Here is a 16454-nt window from a genome sequence, read left to right as displayed (position 1 = left end):
TAAGTAAGAAGGAACCCATTAACAAATAAGTTCCTAAAAATATAAAAAAGCAGAAGCTGCTAAATTTCTTCTCATTCTGCATTATAGGTAGGAAGAAGCTGTGAATAGGCTAAAAAAGGGAAAGTTTCTTAAGTAGAGTAAAATTTTGTAGCTCAGGAGTAACCTTGATATTTTAAAAAAGAAACTTAAGGTACTGAAAATAAAAGTAGTTCAAAACGGAATAATCTTCATAAGGAACAACATGTAGTTGTAGAAGGAGCAAAAGAACAAGGAAAAGCTTATGATTAAAGTTGATGTTGAGCATTAAAGTTATTTAGGCTCTCAAGGTATATAGCTAGAATCTACTAGCAGGATCTTGTTGGTACTTATTCTTAAGTTGTATTTATAAGGTTTTACTTAGTAAAGCGCAGTTGCTGCCGCTAGTTTGCTAAATAGTAGTGTTTTTGATAAGCAAAATGTGCCGTTATTATATGTTCTCATAACGTAAATCTGGATTAGATTTTCAGATAGGCTATTTGCTTAAATTCAGTAAACATTAGTTTTTCTATTGTGGATGTTGAAATTATAGGCCGTTAGTATTCTTGCTCTTTTGTTTTTGTTTTCAAAATCCGATGGTTTAGTTCTAAATACTCTAAAAAGAGTATTGGAACTGTTATTTTAAATATATAGAAACCTTTATTGCTAAATTAAGCATGGATATTCCACTATTAGCTAATATATTTCTGAATATTTTGATTGGTCATTCTTTTTATAAGGAACTATTCTAAATTTTTCCTTTATTTTTTTTGGTAAGATTATTTTAATTCGTGCATAACTTTGTCTATAGTCAAACATTTTTTAGATTGCACATAAATATTGAATAAATATTTTATTATCCAAAAAGTTGCATTGTTACCCATAGTATATGTTTCGCTTTTAAATCACTTATTTGCAGTAATACCAATTGTGTAACTACCTGCTGAGTAATTTTGTAAAATCAACATTAACTTTCAGTCTCTAAGAATAGAATTCAGTATTTTGTCCACCAGAGGGTAGCATTTCTTTCTCATCTATTGTTACGCTTGTTATTTTTTCGTTATTGTAGGCTTTGTTTTTTCTCCCGCTAGTGGTTTTACTTTTCTTTTACTGATGATTTTTTGTTTTACCTTTCGCCGTATAGGTTTCAGTTCTTTTTTTATTGGTGACTTTTTATATTCTTTTCTTTTTTTTTAGTCTGTAATTAGGTCTTTAACAAGATCAAGCATGTCACTAAGAGTGCTTCTCATTTTTTGTGGCTCTGGTATATCTTCAGTGATACTAAAAAAAGGATATTTATTTGGAGATTTACTTATTGAACCTGTACCAACATGAAATCTCGGGTTAGTATTGGGTTAAAATAGTAAGGATAGTTTGCTAATAATCTAGCCCATATATTCTTTAGTGATTAAACCTTACTAAGAACTTTAAGTTCGAGCTGGGATTTTTGTTATAATCTGACCAAAAATAACGTTGGATTTCGTAATAAGATTATTACTCTATTCAGCACTAAAGTTTAAACCTGTATAGAGGGTATTGACCTTCTAAATCAATTACTACGTTGTTAGCTATTTGCTAAAGATAAGGTGAGCAACATAGCTAAAGTGCGTAATCTCTTCATTTTCATATATGTTCTTATACGAGGGGAAAATGTATACAATGCACAAGTACATATTTTCTTATATTAAGAAATATAATTATAGAATTAAAGATGCACTACTCAGATTTTTACACAACTATGTTTACTATTTTGTTTGGTACAGTATATATAGTTCGAACTTTGTTTTGATCTATCTTATTGGATACAGAACTCATTGCTATTTTCTTCAATTCTTCTTTAGGCAGATTAATTGCTACCTCAATTATTGTACTCAATTTCCCGTTGATTTGCACTGCTACAGTTACTACATTATCAATCAGTAGTGACTTAGCAACTTCTGGCCAAGGCTGTAGATATAGCATGCCTTCACCCCCTATTTCTTGCCATAGGCTTTCGGCTAAGTGTGGTATAAACGGTTCGATTACTCTGATTAGGGTGCATATACTTTCATCAATGAGTGATTTTCCGTTCTTTATATCTATTTCGGCTATTAAGTTCGTCATCTCACGGAATTTTGCCACTGCACAATTTAATTTGCAGGTTTCTAAGTCATCTGTAAGCCCGTGTAAGAGTTTGTGCATTTTCTTTCTATACTCTAAAAGTTTATTTGTAACATTTTTATCTGGTGTTATTTCAGTATGTGATAACATATTTCCTTTTTTGATCTCGGTGTCGGCTACTTGGATGGTAGGGGATTGATTTTGGATAGCAATAGGTTTGAATTGCATTACCATACGCCATAATTTATTTATATAGCGGAAGCAGCCTTCTATACCGTTGTCTGACCATTCTATGTCTTTTTCTGGAGGAGTGTCAGACAATACAAACAAACGGGCAGTATCTGCACCGTATTTTCTTATGATAAAATTTGGATCAACTGTATTCCTTTTCGATTTGCTCATCTTCTCGACCTTACCAACTTGGATTTTTAAACCTAGTGCTACTAATTCTTTTGCTTCTTCAGGAAATAGCCATTTACCATTTTCATCTTTATAAGTTGTATGACAAACCATTCCTTGAGTGATTAAGGTAGAGAAAGGTTCCTTAATGTCAAAATAACCACATCTAGTTAAAGCGCGGCAGAAAAATCGTGAGTAAAGCAGGTGCAAGATTGCATGTTCTATTCCACCTATATAATAATCGACAGGCATAAAACGGTTGCAAGCATCCTTATTGATAAACTTATCTTCACTACAAAATGCAGCAAAATACCAAGAAGATTCAAAAAAAGTGTCAAATGTATCAGTTTCACGCTCCACTTGTTTTCCACATTTTGGGCAGTCAACAAATTTCCATGTTGGGTGTTTATCAAGTGGATTGCCACCGCTTGTAAATTCTACGTCCGGTGGTAAAGTTACAGGAAGGTCTTTTTCTGGTACTGGAATAGTACCACAATCTTTACAATATATAATAGGTATAGGGCATCCCCAATAACGTTGCCTTGAGATTCCCCAGTCATGTAAGCGATAGTTTACAGTTTTTTTACCTATTCCTTTTTCTTCAAGCTTTTTGATGACTACTTCTTTTGCTTTACTAGCCGTCAATCCATTTAAAAATTCAGAATTAAACATCACTCCATCATTGATACATGTTTCTTTTAAAGAATCTATATTTTGTGTTCCTTCTTCACAAATTACAGGAATGATTGGTAAATCATATTTTTGTGCAAATTCAAGATCACGCTGATCATGTGCAGGACACCCAAAAATTGCACCTTCTCCATATTCTGTCAATATAAAATTCGCTACATAGAGTGGCAACTCCCTATCAAGAAATGGATGTTTGACATTTAATCCGGTGTAAATTCCAATTTTTTCGTCATTTTTCCCCTTTATTTTCAGATTATCGACAAAATCTTGTATTTTTTTGTTTTTGAAATTCTTTATAATAGGGTGCTCTGCTGCCACTGCACAAAAGGAAGCTCCAAATAAAGTGTGAGGGTGAATTGTAAAGATTTTCAATTTTTTGTTTAAACCGATTATTTCAAATTCTATAGTGATGCCTTTAGATTTTCCTATCCAACTTTCTTGCATTGTTTTTACTTTTTCTGGCCAATTCTTTAAATTTTGCAAGCACTTGAGCAAATCTTCAGCAAAATCAGTAATCTTTAAAAACCACTGGGTTAACTTACGTTTTTCAACAATTGCACCTGAACGCCAGCCTTTTCCATCGATTACCTGTTCATTCGCAAGTACTGTTTGGTCTACTGGATCCCAGTTAACCCATGACTCTTTTCGGTAAGCAAGCCCATGCCTTAAAAGATCTAAAAAAAGTTTTTGCTCATGTTTACAATAATCAGGCTCACACGTGGAGAGTTCACGCTCCCAATTATAGGAAAGACCTATAGATTTCAGTTGCATACGCATATTATCTATATTCTCTTTTGTCCAAATTGCGGGGTTAATATTGTTCTCCCTTGCTGCATTTTCAGCTGGTAATCCAAATGCATCCCAGCCAATTGGGTGCAAAACCTCAAATCCACGCGCTCTCTTATAACGTGCTATTACATCTCCTATTGTATAGTTACGCAAGTGTCCCATATGAATTTGGCCAGATGGATATGGAAACATTTCCAACACATAACATTTATCTCGTTTACTATTCTTGCTTACAGAGAAATTCCACTTATTTTGATAAAATTTTTCAACGGTTTTAAAATCATATTTCATATAAATCCAAATTTAATCACAGTTCATATGCAACGAAGGATCAATCGCTTGACCATTGCGCCTTATTGTAAAGCACATTTGTGGATCTTTATCTTGTGTACTTGATTTGCCTGCAGACCCAATAACTTGTCCTTGTTTTACTTTATCACCAATTTTAACATGTATATTTTTCAAATAGGAATATACAGTTATGTAATTATTTTTGTGTTCCATTATAATTAAGTTTCCATACCACCTAAGTCCTTTGCCTACATATATTATTTTACCAGGTGCAGAAGCAACTACATTTGTCCCGCTTTGAGCAACGATTTTTACTCCATCTTTGCATGTCTTATCAGAAAAGACAGTAGTACCTTTTACTGGCATTGTAAATTTATAGTTTGACTCATTGATTTTCACGTTTTGTGCATCATTCTTATCTCTATATATTCTATTTATAGTGGCCTTTCTATTTTCTTTTCTTGTTGAATCAGTATCATTCTTGATGAGATGGTACTCTCTTGTATATTCTAGGTCTCTTTTTCCGTAAAATTCTTCGCCTTTAAATAGTACAGGCGAAGGTTTTTGTAGACCACAACTTACTAGTGTTACCTGTAATATGAATAACAAGGTTATGCGCCACATAAGTTTATTTAAGGTAATTCAAACCATATTAAATAACATACTTTTAAAGGTAATAAGACTTTTGTTAGTGCTGATTTTATTTTTTGTTCTTGTGAATCGATCCACTACTGCTTATTCTTCTTGCAACTCACAGCTACTTCAGAACTCTACATACTTCTTATGTACTTTATAATAGATGCTCTTTTATAAAAAACATTTTACTCTTCTTTCTCTTTGCTCTTTCTGGGTAAGATCAGTCTGTAAACTCATTACTGTTGCACTTTAAGATTTCTTTTTCCTCCATAATACCATTCTCCTTGATAGAAATAGAGCTGCTATAAGATAAATAAGATTCCATGTTGCTACGGAAACACCTAGAACATAACTAGGTCTGTCACAAGATGGAGAGTAATTAGGATTTAATAGCTTATTTCTAAGCTCTTCTATGCTAACATTATCACCTACTACTTGTTCTGTACAGCCTAAAATGTCATAAAATAAATGTAATTCAAGACCTATATGGTAAAAAGATATTACTGTGCCTATAAAATAGCTACAAAACATTGCATAAATTAGAATTTTGTTTTTTTTGAGCATATGCACCACTACGAGTAACCCTGTAATATAGTAAACTATCCGCTCATATATACATAGTTTGCATGGCAGCATATTAAAAAAATACTCTAGCACATATGCAAAAATTAGAGCAAAAGTGCTTGATAACAAAAAAATTATAGAAACTCTAGAGTTATTATGCATAATTTAAAATGAATTATTATAAAGAGCTCTAAAAGAGTAAAGCAAAATCCTTATTTTGCATAAGGATTTTTATTCTTTTTTAAAAGTAACCTGACTGGTACGCCTTTAGTAAAGAAACTTTTTCTGAGATCGTTAGTTAAATAGCGTTTATAACTCTCATCAACACTTTTAGGTATGTTACATATTAAAGAAAAAGCAGGAGGTTTAGTACCAGTTTGGGCGATATACTTCATTTTAATTGCTCTACCTTTTACAAGTGGGTGAGGATGATTATCCAAAGCACTAATTAGCCACTTATTCAGTTTCGCTGTGCTAATTTTTTTGTTTAAGAATTGGTTTACTTCAAGGCATTTATCTATCACATTACTACAATACATACCTTTTAATGCAGAAATCGTTATCACTGACACTTCCAAAGATAACCTTGTTACTTTCTGTTGCTCTATAAATTTTATTAATTTACTCCTATCATCTTTATTTATTAAATCCCATTTATTTAAAACAATGATAATTCCTTTTCCTTCTTTGATTGCATTCTCACCAATTGATAAATTCTGTTGTTCAATACCCATAATGGAGTCTAGCATTAAAATTACTACATGAGAACGTTTTATTGATTCTATGCTTTTCTTAATGAATCTTGATTCTAAGTTGTCTACAATATTCATTTTTTTGTCGATCCCTGCGGTATCGATGAGAGTGATTAATTTTCCGTTATAATTATATATAATATCCACAGAATCACGTGTAGTTCTTGGTTCTGAACTTGTTATTAGTCTGTTTTCTGAGAGTAAACTGTTTAGAAAGGTTGACTTCCCGACATTCGAGCGGCCAATTATTGCGATTCTAAACTTACTGAACTTGTCAACCAATAGTTTGGTGCCTTGATCTAAATTTTTAATAGCACTAGATAGAGTATTATAAAGATCAACCATGCCAAGATTGTGTTCGGCTGAAATATATACTGGGCCTATGAAATCAAAAAATTGCAGATAATCAACATTTTCAGATTTATGACTCTCGCATTTATTTGCTATGAGTATTACAGGTTTATTTGTTTTTCTTTTCAGCCATTTTGCAAACTTTTTATTTTGCTCATCTTGCACTTTTGCGTCAACAAGAAAGAAAATTATGTCTGAATCAGATAAGGAAAATTCGATTTGTTCAATAACTTGTAATGAAAAGTTAGTTCGGTCGTTCCATCCTCCTGTATCTATAACTTTAAATTCCAAATCACTAATTCTTCCAGCTTCTTCACGTCTGTCTCTTGTTACTCCTGGAATGTTGCTAACTACTGCTGCTTTTCTTCCCACCAGCCTATTAAATAAGGTTGACTTGCCAGTGTTTGGCAGTCCTACTATAGTGATTTTCAGCATAAATTTAAAAGCCTCAAGGTAAATTATAATCAGAATTTTTCAGTTTACTATTGACTTTATTGATTATATCAATACCTTAAAATAATAATTTTTTATCTTAATTTTATTATGTGAAAGCGAGAGGTGATTATACTAATCTTTGAATAGATGATAAAAATTATGGAATTTTCTTACAACATTATGAAACATTAAAAAAGCACTACGTATAGAAAGGATTGTTAATAAAGCCAAAAGTTTTGTTGAAGGAAAAGTTAGAAATAAAGTGAGTCGTTTGGCGTTCTAGGTGAAGTTAGTGCATTGATTGTGGTCACTACTTTTAGGTTAAAGTTCTAATTATTATATCATATCATTGCATGTAGCAATGGTATATGCCTTTCTATGAAGCGAGTTATCTTTCTCTTCACTTTCTCTTGATAAGGTTACTAAGCTGTAATCTTTGATTTTACCCAGTGGTATAATTTACCTATTTTACTATCGTGATTGAGCATTCTAGCATTATTTTTGTAAAAAGTGTCAATTATAAGTTTTATGGAACCTATAGCAGCAGAAAATATGGGATTTTTATTGTATTCATCTTCGAGACCATTACAAGATTCAGGATACCCAATACGGACTTGTTTATTGAATACGTAGCTTGCAATCTCTTTCATGCTTGTGAGCTGACTTGTTCCTCCTGTGATGATTACTTTATTAATTAGGTTTTTCTGTTCTTGAAATTGCTCTTTTACTAGTTCGAGTATTTCTTCAACTCTTGGTCTTACGATATCAACAAGTTTGTACTTGGGCACTTGAATTGGTTCATCATTTTCATTATTTTGCACTGTAATATATTCGTTTTTATCTATTGAGGTTATAATAGTGTTACCATACAATATTTTTATACGTTCTGCATATTCTATACTTGTGCATAGCCCATAAGCTATATCTCGAGTGATATGAACACCGCCGATTGGAATACTGCTTGCATATATGAGCTTGCCTCGCTTGAAAATTCCGACTGCAGTATATCCACCCCCTATATCAACAATAGCAGTTCCGAGCTCTTTTTCATCTTCACTTAGACAAGCAAAACCAGCAGAATACGCAGAAGCAACACAACCAGCCATACTTATTCCATCATTATTGATTATACAATTTTCAATGTTGGTAAGTGCCGGACGCGAAGCAGTAACAACATTCATGTCAGCAGATAGTTTTTTCCCATATAAACCACTGACCTCCTTTATATCAGTCATGTCATCTAATTGATATTTCAGTGGTATATTGTGAATGATAATGTTTTCTTCAATGTATTTCTCAAATGTTTGAGAGACTACACGTTTTATGTCTCGGTCAGAAATTTCATGATTAGCTGTAATAATTTCGTTATGTGTATTGAAAGATGAGATTCCGCATCCAGCAACATTAACGTATATTTGGTCTATGGTTTTCTCTGATATTTGTTTAGCCAGAGCTATAGTTGATGAGATAGAGCAATTTGCATGTTTTATATCAGTTACTGATCCACCATTTATACCTTCTGCAATCTTATAACCTGTTCCTGTTATTTTGTAGTTAAGGTTCCCACTGATCTCAACAATTAGGCAAATAATCTTTGTTGTACCTATATCTAAAACAGCAAAAGTGTTTCTTTTTGGTTTTACTATTACTGCAGAGTACATTAGTTAATCTTATTATAGAATTTCATTTAAATTGTAGCTTGCTTTAATAATTTATATTTCTATTGTAATTGTAGGAGTACAGCAACATTTTAATATACCTTAAATACTGGACAAGAGAAAAAATAAAATATAAAATTATAGCCTTATGCCTAAACTGCCAATTATAATTGCCCCCGATGAAAAGTTAACTATACGTGCTAGTGAAGTAATAGATATAAACGATGAAATTAGAGAATTAGTAAACGACATGTTTGAAACTATGTATGATGCAGAGGGTTTTGGCCTTGCTGCAGTGCAAGTTGGAGTGTTGAAGAGGGTTTTTGTTATGGATGTCCAGTTAGAAGATGTTGAAAGTGGGTTAGCAGGACATGAATCAACCGGTGAATTTTGTATGATTAATCCTGAAATTATAGAGTTATCTGATGAGCAAATAATTCTTAAAGAAGGATGTTTTTCAATTCCTGAGCAAAATTATGAAATCAGACGTCCAAAATATTTAACTGTAAAGTATAAAGATTTAAATAATGAAGGGCAGATGCTAAAAGCTGGTGGTTGGCTTGCAAGATGTATTCAACACGAGATAGATCATTTAAATGGTATATTATATATTAGACATTTATCTAAATTAAAGTATGATATAGCTATGAAAAAAGCACAAAAGGTTAAGAGGCGCTATGAGTAATGAAGATCTGGAATTATTGAGATTCTACTATGAAGAGGGTATTGATTGTACGTTAACAGAGAGCGAAGAGGAAAAGAAAGTAAAGGAAGAAAAAGAAAGTAAGTTTATACAGTCCACTACCATTCAGGCTGAAACCCAAAGAAAAGGGCAACAATTTATGTTTCCAAGTGATTGGGTAATTGAGGCGAGAAAGCTTGCAAGCAAGTGTAATAGTGTAAGTGAACTAAGAAGTGTAGTTACATCGTTTGAAGGTTGTGAGATAAAAAAAACTGCAACTAATACTGTTTTTTCCGATGGTAATCCAAATGCAAAAATTATGCTTATTGGTGAAGCTCCAGGTGCAAGTGAAGACCTGCAAGGCATACCATTTTGTGGCGCAAGTGGAATGCTGCTTGATAAAATGTTAAATGCAATAAACCTCGACCGCACTAAAGTATATATAAGCAATGTTGTATTTTGGCGTCCACCAGGTAATAGAAAACCAACTAACTTAGAGCTTGATATATGTAGGCCATTTGTCGAAAAACATATTGTACTGATTTCACCGAAGATTCTGGTTTTAGTTGGGGGAATCGCGTGTTATAGTCTTCTTGATAACACGAAAATTATATCAACCTTACGTGGTAGATTTCATACTTATACTAACCAATATTTATTCCATTCAATTACTACAATTGCTATATTTCATCCAGCTTACCTACTTCGTCAACCATCGCAAAAACGTTTAGCTTGGGAAGACTTAAAGAAGATCAGAGAGTATCTTGATGCTAATATTTAGCAAAATGATTGTTAGTGGAAAGTAGCTAACTGCCATGGAAGTTACTTAACGAAGTCTAGCAACCTTATTTTCTTAGAGTTAAGAGTGTTTCTAATTCTAAAATTTCTTTTTGATCTGCAGATTCAGTAATAAAATTCAGTAAAAAACTTAAGGTATTTTTTTGCAAGTTACATAAAATTATAGTAGCTATATGTTTTCAAAAGTTTTTCTATATTTAGCCAAACCTTACTTAAGTTAAGTGTAAGCAAAGAATGTTAGCTTTAATTATAATTAGAGAGCTAGAACCAACACTATGGTTTTTTACATTTTCTCTTTTTTTGGTAAATTTCTTAATATTTATAATTAGTGTGGACTGGATAAATCGAACTTACCACTGGTGCTAAAGACATTAGCTTAATATGATTAACTACACAACTATATAACTTCACTCTGAGTTGGCTGATGAATTAGATGCTTGGTGAGCGTAGTTTGGAGGCTCTTGTGTAATGATTATATCATGAGCATGACTTTCTCTTAATCCTGATGAAGTGATAGTAACGAATTTACAGTTTTTTCTCATTTCTTCTATACTCCTATTACCAGTGTATCCCATTGCAGCTTGTAGTCCACCAATTAATTGATGAATTACTCCTGAAGCTGGACCTTTAGATGGAACTCTTCCCTCTACTCCTTGTGGGACTAATTTTAGCTTTGAGTCTTTGTCTTGAAAATAACGGCTAGCTGAACCTCTTTTCATTGCGCTAATAGATCCCATTCCTCGGTAGCATTTGTATGTTCTACCCTTATATGTGATAATTTCACCTGGACTTTCGTCAGTGCCTGCAAAAAGTGAACCAATCATTACAGAGTCAGCGCCAGCTGCAATAGCTTTTGCAACGTCTCCTGAGTACTTTATACCACCATCGGCAATTAATCTTACTTTTCTTGCCTTACATACTTCTGCAACATTTTGAATTGCGGAAAATTGTGGTACACCAACACCTGTAACTATTCTAGTTGTACAGATTGATCCAGGTCCTATGCCAACCTTTACTGCATCAACGCCCACATCAATTAACGCTTCAGCAGCCTCTTTTGTAGCAATGTTTCCACCTACTAACTGTGTGTTTGGGTACATAGCTTTTATTTCCCTAATGGTATTAATAACATTTTCAGAATGACCATGAGCAGTATCTACAATAATTACGTCAATTTCTTTTCCAATTAAAGCTTCACACCTTTCAATGCCATCCTTTTTACCAGTGCCAATTGCAGCAGCAACTCTTAGTCGTCCTTTGCTGTCTTTGCATGAGTTGGGGTACTTATTGTATTTTTCAATGTCCTTAATTGTAATTAATCCTATACAACAAGAGTTCTCATCTATGACTAAAAGTTTCTCTATTCTATTTTCATGTAACAATTTCATTGCTGAAGCACTGTTCACTTCTTGCTCCCGCACCGTAATTAACTTATCTTTTGTCATTACTTCAGAGACTTTTATATTTATGTTCCGGTCTTCAATAAACCTTAAATCTCGGTTAGTGAGGATGCCAACTAACCTATGTTGGTCAACTACAGGAATACCGGAGTAGTTATACTCTTTCATTAATAAAATTGCTTCCGCAACTGTTTTATCTGGGGAAATTGTAATAGGATTGTATACAATCCAACTTTCATATTTTTTTACCCTTCTAACCTCTGAAACTTGTTCATCTATTGATAGGTTTTTATGTATGCAGCCTATTCCACCATGCTGAGCAATAGTTATTGCAAAGTCTGATTCGGTAACAGTATCCATTGCAGAGGATATAAGAGGGATGTTGAGTTCTATATTGTTTGTTAAATAAGTTTTTGTATCCGTATCACAAGGCAATATATTAGAATGAGCTGGTAAAAGAAGTATATCGTCAAACGAATAACAAACTTCCATTTTTTTCATAGGCTTTATTTAAAGCTTATACGTCAATTAATTGAATTGCAATATAGTTTTCTGCAAAATTTTAGCTATAGTTAACTCAAGCAAGGTTCTTCTACGTTATATGTTGATGCAGTATTGTATTTTACTTATTGTAATACCATTTGTTTTAGTAGTAGGTTTCTTGCTCATGCATCTAATAAAAGATAATATGATACAGTAGATCGTAGACGTTGCTAATCACCAAGAATGTCATCTAAGTACTTTATATAAAGATAAGGGTGCTTACAATTATTTAATAACATATCTTTCTTTATTCTAGTTTAAACATCGTAAGATATATAAAGTTTATGGATATTGAAATATGAGTTATTCAGGAATTTTGACACTATCTTTAGTATTTGTAATTGGTATTGTTCTATAGCAAGAATAGTATTTGTGCAAGTTTTTTCTATTTTTTCTACATTATTCACCTGCGTTATATAATAATACAATGATACTTAAAACTGGTTATCTGTATGATCATGCTTGTGATACTACTATTAGTGTAATATTTTAATATATTAATGGCAGCAAAGCTTAGTGGCCCTTCAGGAAAGTTACTGCGTGGTATATATAAAAAAATGCGGATATACTCTTATAAACATCATTCTGATGTAAACAACAATAAAATCTTTTTAAAAAATGGTATTTGGGGCTATTTATAATTTTCTGTTTTATACTATATTCTTACTATGTTTCTGGATGCCTTTATAATTGTACTAATTCAACCATAGTATTTATAAAACTTAATCAGCGTAAGCAGACTTTTTATGGTGAAATTATAAAAATGCTAGCCGTAGCTTATAAGCCTAGCTGATATTTTTCTTTGGTTACTAGTGGTTGCTTATTAATTAAAACTTTAAAGTTATTTAATATTGACGTTATATACTCAAGTGTTAAAATGAAAATAAAGAATTTTTAGGAGTCTATATGGTGATAGGCGGAAAAGAAAAAACAGCTAGTAAAAATAATCCTACTCAGCGTAAAAAAGCTGAACAAAAAATGTATAAAGATAAACCAGTAAAACCAGTCAGATATATAGATCGTGATTCACGTGTAAATTATATGTCTGCTCAATATGACGATGGTAATTTGGTTGAAGATGAAATAAGTGGTAGCCCTATAAAATGGGAAGCTATATAGTGGGTTTAAATTTGTGGTTAAGATTACCATTAATTCTAAGGAATGTAAAGTAGAGCCTGGGTTTACTATAATTCAAGCTTGCGAAACCGTAGGTGTTGAAATTCCGCGCTTTTGTTATCATGAGCGTTTAATAATTGCTGGCAACTGTAGAATGTGTCTGGTTGAAGTTGAGGGAGGACCTCCAAAACCGATAGCTTCTTGCGCAACACCAGTTGTAGAAGGTATGGTTATCCACACTGATACTCCGAAAGTTAAAAAAGCACGTGAAGGTGTGCTTGAGTTTTTGCTTATTAACCATCCACTTGACTGTCCAATTTGTGATCAAGGTGGTGAATGTGACCTACAAGATATAACAATGGTTTATGGAAAAGGAATAAGTAGATTTGATGAATATAAAAGGGCCGTACAAAAAAAATATTTTGGGCCACTGATTGAAACTGCAATGAATAGATGTATTCATTGTACTCGGTGCATTAGGTTTTTGTCTGATGTAGCAGGTACAAATGAACTTGGAGGAATTGGTAGAGGAGAAAAGATGGAGATTAGTACTTATGTGAAAAGGTACATCAGCTCTGAATTATCTGGAAATATCATAGATCTCTGTCCTGTAGGGGCTTTAACTTCGAAGCCTTACTTGTTTAAGGCCCGTTCATGGGAGCTATCACATTGTGAAACTATAGATGTACTTGATGCTGTAGGGAGTGCAATCAGGGTTGACTATCGCGGTCTTGAAATTATGCGAATATTACCGAGACTTAATGAAGAAATCAATGAAGAATGGATATCAGATAAAACTCGTTTTGCTTACGATGGACTAAAAGTGCAACGTCTCGATCAACCTTATATAAAGAGAGATGGTAAATTAGTTTCAGTTGATTGGAATGAAGCATTAACAGCTGCTGCAAAAAAGTTAAAGAGTACAGAACCAAGTAAAATAGCTGCAGTTGCAGGTGATTTAGCAGATTGTGAATCTATGCTTTTACTAAAGGAAGTGATGCATAAGCTTGGATCAGCAAATTTAGATTGTAGACAGGATGGAGCAAAACTTATATCAGACAATCGTGGATCATATGTGTTTAACACCACCATTGAGGATATAGAAAATGCAGACTTATGTTTACTTATAAATACAAATCCTAAAGTAGAGGCCCCAATTATTAATGCACGTATAAGAAAAAGATACTTACAAGGGAATTTCCCTATTGCAAGCGTTGGTCCTGATGTTGAGTATTTATATTATGTTGAAAAGTTAGGTAATAATCCTAATATCTTGAATGAAATAGTAAATGGAAATCATAAATTTTGCGAGCTATTGAGTGCTGCCCAAAACCCTATGCTTATTGTAGGTCAAGACGCATTAACAAGAAGTGATTCCGAGTCAATTTTAGCTTTAGCCATTTCAATTGCAGAAAAATTTAATATGGTTAAAGATGACTGGAATGGTTTTAATGTTTTACATAAAGCCGCAGCAAGAGTTGGTGGATTAGATATTGGATTTGTCCCTAAAAATGGTGGAAAAGACGTCAACCAAATATTAAAGCAAGCAGAGAGTGGTGAGATAGAAGTTGTTTATCTTCTTGGTGCGGATGAAATTGACACATCAAAGTTAGGGAATACATTTGTAATTTATCAAGGTCATCATGGCGATAGAGGAGCACATGTAGCAGATATTATTTTACCTGGGGCTGCGTACACAGAGAAATATGCAACTTACGTGAATACTGAAGGTCGAGCTCAAAGAACGAATTTGGCTGTACTTCCCCCTGGCGAAGCAAAGGAAGATTGGTTAATCATCAAGAATTTATCCCAATATTTGGGTTTCCCCTTGCCATATGATAGTTTATTTGATGTGAGAAAAAAATTAGATACTATCGGTCCACAGTTTAGGAATGCTGATCAAGTGGTAAAAAACAAGTTAATTTTAACTAATTGCAGTAAAAAAATAATCTTAAGCAGTAAACCTTTTACTTTAAAAGAGTGTAATTTTTATATGACAGATCCAATAAGTCGCGCTTCAAAAATAATGGCAGATTGTACTAAAGCCTTTTATGAGCACGCTAGTTAACATCTTATTCATTTTGGTGCAGCTACTGCTTTCGGTTGCGTATTTAGTGTATTTTGAGCGCAAAGTTATTGGTGCAATTCAACTACGACATGGTCCAAGTGTTGTTGGACCTTTTGGACTATTACAACCATTTGCAGATGCTATTAAGTTACTAACCAAAGAGCCAATAATACCGTCTAGAGCAAATACCATATTATTCATCATGGCTCCGATTCTTACCTTTGTTTTAGCATTAATTGCATGGGCAGTGGTACCATTTGGTGCTAAAGTAATTATAGAAAATGGGCAGCAAGTAGTAATTCCTAAGGCAATGGCAAATATTAATGTCGGAGTGCTCTATGTCCTAGCTATATCCTCCTTGGGAATATATGGTATCATTATTGCAGGCTGGTCTAGTAATTCTAATTATGCATTTTTAGGTAGCATAAGGTCAGCTGCTCAAATGATCTCATATGAAGTTTCAATAGGCCTTATAGCTGCTACAATTGTTATTATAACTGGTACAGTAAATCTCGGAGAAATGGTAGTGGTAAAGCATAATATGCCATTTTGGGTTGATATGTTGTTAATGCCTATAGCAATAGTGTTTTTTATTTCACTTCTTGCAGAAACTAATCGCCACCCTTTTGATTTACCGGAAGCTGAAGCAGAGCTTGTTTCTGGATATAACGTTGAGTATTCATCAATGCCTTTTGCTCTTTTCTTTCTTGGAGAATATGCTAACATGATTTTAGCAAGTGCTATGATGACAATATTTTTTCTAGGAGGGTGGTATCCTCCTATGAAATTTAATTTACTGTATAAAATACCAGGTTTAGTTTGGTTCGTTTTGAAGATAGTTTTACTATTATTCATATTTATTTGGGTTAGGGCAACTGTACCTCGTTATCGGTATGATCAACTAATGCGTCTTGGTTGGAAAGTGTTTCTACCAATATCGGTACTTTGGGTAATACTCACTTCAGGAGTACTTCTCTTTACTAAAAATTTACCAAGTTTAGAGTTATAAATATATTACTGATTTTGATATTGAATTTTTTTGATAAATCTTGTATTATAATATACAAGATTAAGGCTCTTGTGGTTATGGCTCCTTCTAAATTTTTTGATTTAAGGTTGTGATCAGCCTTTTAAAAAGAATTTTTGGTATATAAAAAGTAAAAGTGT

12 protein-coding genes are annotated in these 16454 nt (G+C 33.1%); 6 read left to right on the top strand and 6 right to left on the bottom strand.

What is annotated here, in order from left to right; genetic code table 11:
* Positions 1 to 1743: 1743 nt before the first annotated feature.
* From leuS to ftsA, 5 genes are all read right to left on the bottom strand, one after another.
* A complete protein-coding gene (gene leuS, locus WOVOC_RS02685; protein ID WP_025264237.1) occupies positions 1744 to 4284 on the bottom strand; it encodes a leucine--tRNA ligase in 2541 nt (846 codons plus the stop codon).
* Positions 4285 to 4296: 12 nt separating this feature from the next.
* A complete protein-coding gene (locus tag WOVOC_RS02680) occupies positions 4297 to 4908 on the bottom strand; it encodes a murein hydrolase activator EnvC family protein (RefSeq protein ID WP_025264236.1) in 612 nt (203 codons plus the stop codon).
* A 261-nt stretch (positions 4909 to 5169) separates the two neighbouring features.
* Positions 5170 to 5646, bottom strand: coding sequence for a disulfide bond formation protein B (locus tag WOVOC_RS02675; protein ID WP_025264235.1), 477 nt, complete (start codon positions 5644 to 5646; stop codon positions 5170 to 5172).
* Positions 5647 to 5696: 50 nt separating this feature from the next.
* Complete coding sequence (der, locus tag WOVOC_RS02670; protein ID WP_014868699.1) at positions 5697 to 7022, bottom strand: ribosome biogenesis GTPase Der; 1326 nt, start codon at positions 7020 to 7022, stop codon at positions 5697 to 5699.
* A gap of 422 nt (positions 7023 to 7444) precedes the next feature.
* Positions 7445 to 8683, bottom strand: a complete 1239-nt coding sequence (ftsA, locus tag WOVOC_RS02665) for a cell division protein FtsA (protein ID WP_025264234.1) — start codon at positions 8681 to 8683, stop codon at positions 7445 to 7447.
* A 145-nt stretch (positions 8684 to 8828) separates the two neighbouring features.
* Here ftsA and def point away from each other — a divergent pair, with 145 nt between their 5' ends.
* The gene (gene def, locus WOVOC_RS02660; protein WP_025264233.1) at positions 8829 to 9365 is read left to right on the top strand and encodes a peptide deformylase; all 537 of its coding nucleotides are present in this window, start codon (positions 8829 to 8831) and stop codon (positions 9363 to 9365) included.
* Positions 9358 to 10143: a uracil-DNA glycosylase gene (locus tag WOVOC_RS02655; RefSeq protein ID WP_025264232.1), complete on the top strand. Its 786-nt coding sequence runs from the start codon at positions 9358 to 9360 to the stop codon at positions 10141 to 10143. The genes def and WOVOC_RS02655 overlap by 8 nt, the downstream gene beginning before the upstream one ends.
* Before the next feature lie 424 nt (positions 10144 to 10567).
* Here the strand turns inward: WOVOC_RS02655 and guaB are convergent, their stop codons facing one another.
* Positions 10568 to 12061 (bottom strand): IMP dehydrogenase, encoded by a 1494-nt coding sequence (gene guaB / locus WOVOC_RS02650; RefSeq protein ID WP_025264231.1) that lies wholly within the window; start codon positions 12059 to 12061, stop codon positions 10568 to 10570.
* Between the two features lie 542 nt (positions 12062 to 12603).
* On the opposite strand from guaB, the gene WOVOC_RS04660 reads away from it, so the two are divergent.
* The 4 genes from WOVOC_RS04660 to nuoH all read left to right on the top strand — a co-directional run bounded on the left by WOVOC_RS04660 (position 12604) and on the right by nuoH (position 16296).
* Positions 12604 to 12744, top strand: coding sequence for a hypothetical protein (locus WOVOC_RS04660; protein WP_155981148.1), 141 nt, complete (start codon positions 12604 to 12606; stop codon positions 12742 to 12744).
* Positions 12745 to 13009: 265 nt separating this feature from the next.
* Positions 13010 to 13222: a hypothetical protein gene (locus tag WOVOC_RS02640; protein WP_014868693.1), complete on the top strand. Its 213-nt coding sequence runs from the start codon at positions 13010 to 13012 to the stop codon at positions 13220 to 13222.
* A 13-nt stretch (positions 13223 to 13235) separates the two neighbouring features.
* Positions 13236 to 15287: an NADH-quinone oxidoreductase subunit NuoG gene (gene nuoG, locus WOVOC_RS02635; protein WP_025264230.1), complete on the top strand. Its 2052-nt coding sequence runs from the start codon at positions 13236 to 13238 to the stop codon at positions 15285 to 15287.
* Positions 15271 to 16296 (top strand): NADH-quinone oxidoreductase subunit NuoH, encoded by a 1026-nt coding sequence (nuoH, locus tag WOVOC_RS02630; protein WP_025264229.1) that lies wholly within the window; start codon positions 15271 to 15273, stop codon positions 16294 to 16296. The genes nuoG and nuoH overlap by 17 nt, the downstream gene beginning before the upstream one ends.
* Positions 16297 to 16454: the final 158 nt, after the last annotated feature.

Source organism: Wolbachia endosymbiont of Onchocerca volvulus str. Cameroon (assembly GCF_000530755.1).
Taxonomy (GTDB): Bacteria; Pseudomonadota; Alphaproteobacteria; order Rickettsiales; family Anaplasmataceae; genus Wolbachia.
Note: the sequence above shows the minus strand (reverse complement) of the source record. Positions and strands in the feature narration are given on the sequence as shown.

Bases quoted from the DNA above. Each gene is read 5' to 3' on its own strand.
- nuoH (WP_025264229.1), top strand. From the start codon at position 15,271: ATGAGCACGCTAGTTAACATCTTATTCATTTTGGTGCAGCTACTGCTT.
- WOVOC_RS02655 (WP_025264232.1), top strand. From the start codon at position 9,358: ATGAGTAATGAAGATCTGGAATTATTGAGATTCTACTATGAAGAGGGT.
- WOVOC_RS04660 (WP_155981148.1), top strand. From the start codon at position 12,604: ATGGCAGCAAAGCTTAGTGGCCCTTCAGGAAAGTTACTGCGTGGTATA.
- WOVOC_RS02675 (WP_025264235.1), bottom strand. From the start codon at position 5,646: ATGCATAATAACTCTAGAGTTTCTATAATTTTTTTGTTATCAAGCACT.
- WOVOC_RS02680 (WP_025264236.1), bottom strand. From the start codon at position 4,908: ATGTGGCGCATAACCTTGTTATTCATATTACAGGTAACACTAGTAAGT.
- WOVOC_RS02640 (WP_014868693.1), top strand. From the start codon at position 13,010: ATGGTGATAGGCGGAAAAGAAAAAACAGCTAGTAAAAATAATCCTACT.
- guaB (WP_025264231.1), bottom strand. From the start codon at position 12,061: ATGAAAAAAATGGAAGTTTGTTATTCGTTTGACGATATACTTCTTTTA.
- def (WP_025264233.1), top strand. From the start codon at position 8,829: ATGCCTAAACTGCCAATTATAATTGCCCCCGATGAAAAGTTAACTATA.
- der (WP_014868699.1), bottom strand. From the start codon at position 7,022: ATGCTGAAAATCACTATAGTAGGACTGCCAAACACTGGCAAGTCAACC.
- leuS (WP_025264237.1), bottom strand. From the start codon at position 4,284: ATGAAATATGATTTTAAAACCGTTGAAAAATTTTATCAAAATAAGTGG.
- ftsA (WP_025264234.1), bottom strand. From the start codon at position 8,683: ATGTACTCTGCAGTAATAGTAAAACCAAAAAGAAACACTTTTGCTGTT.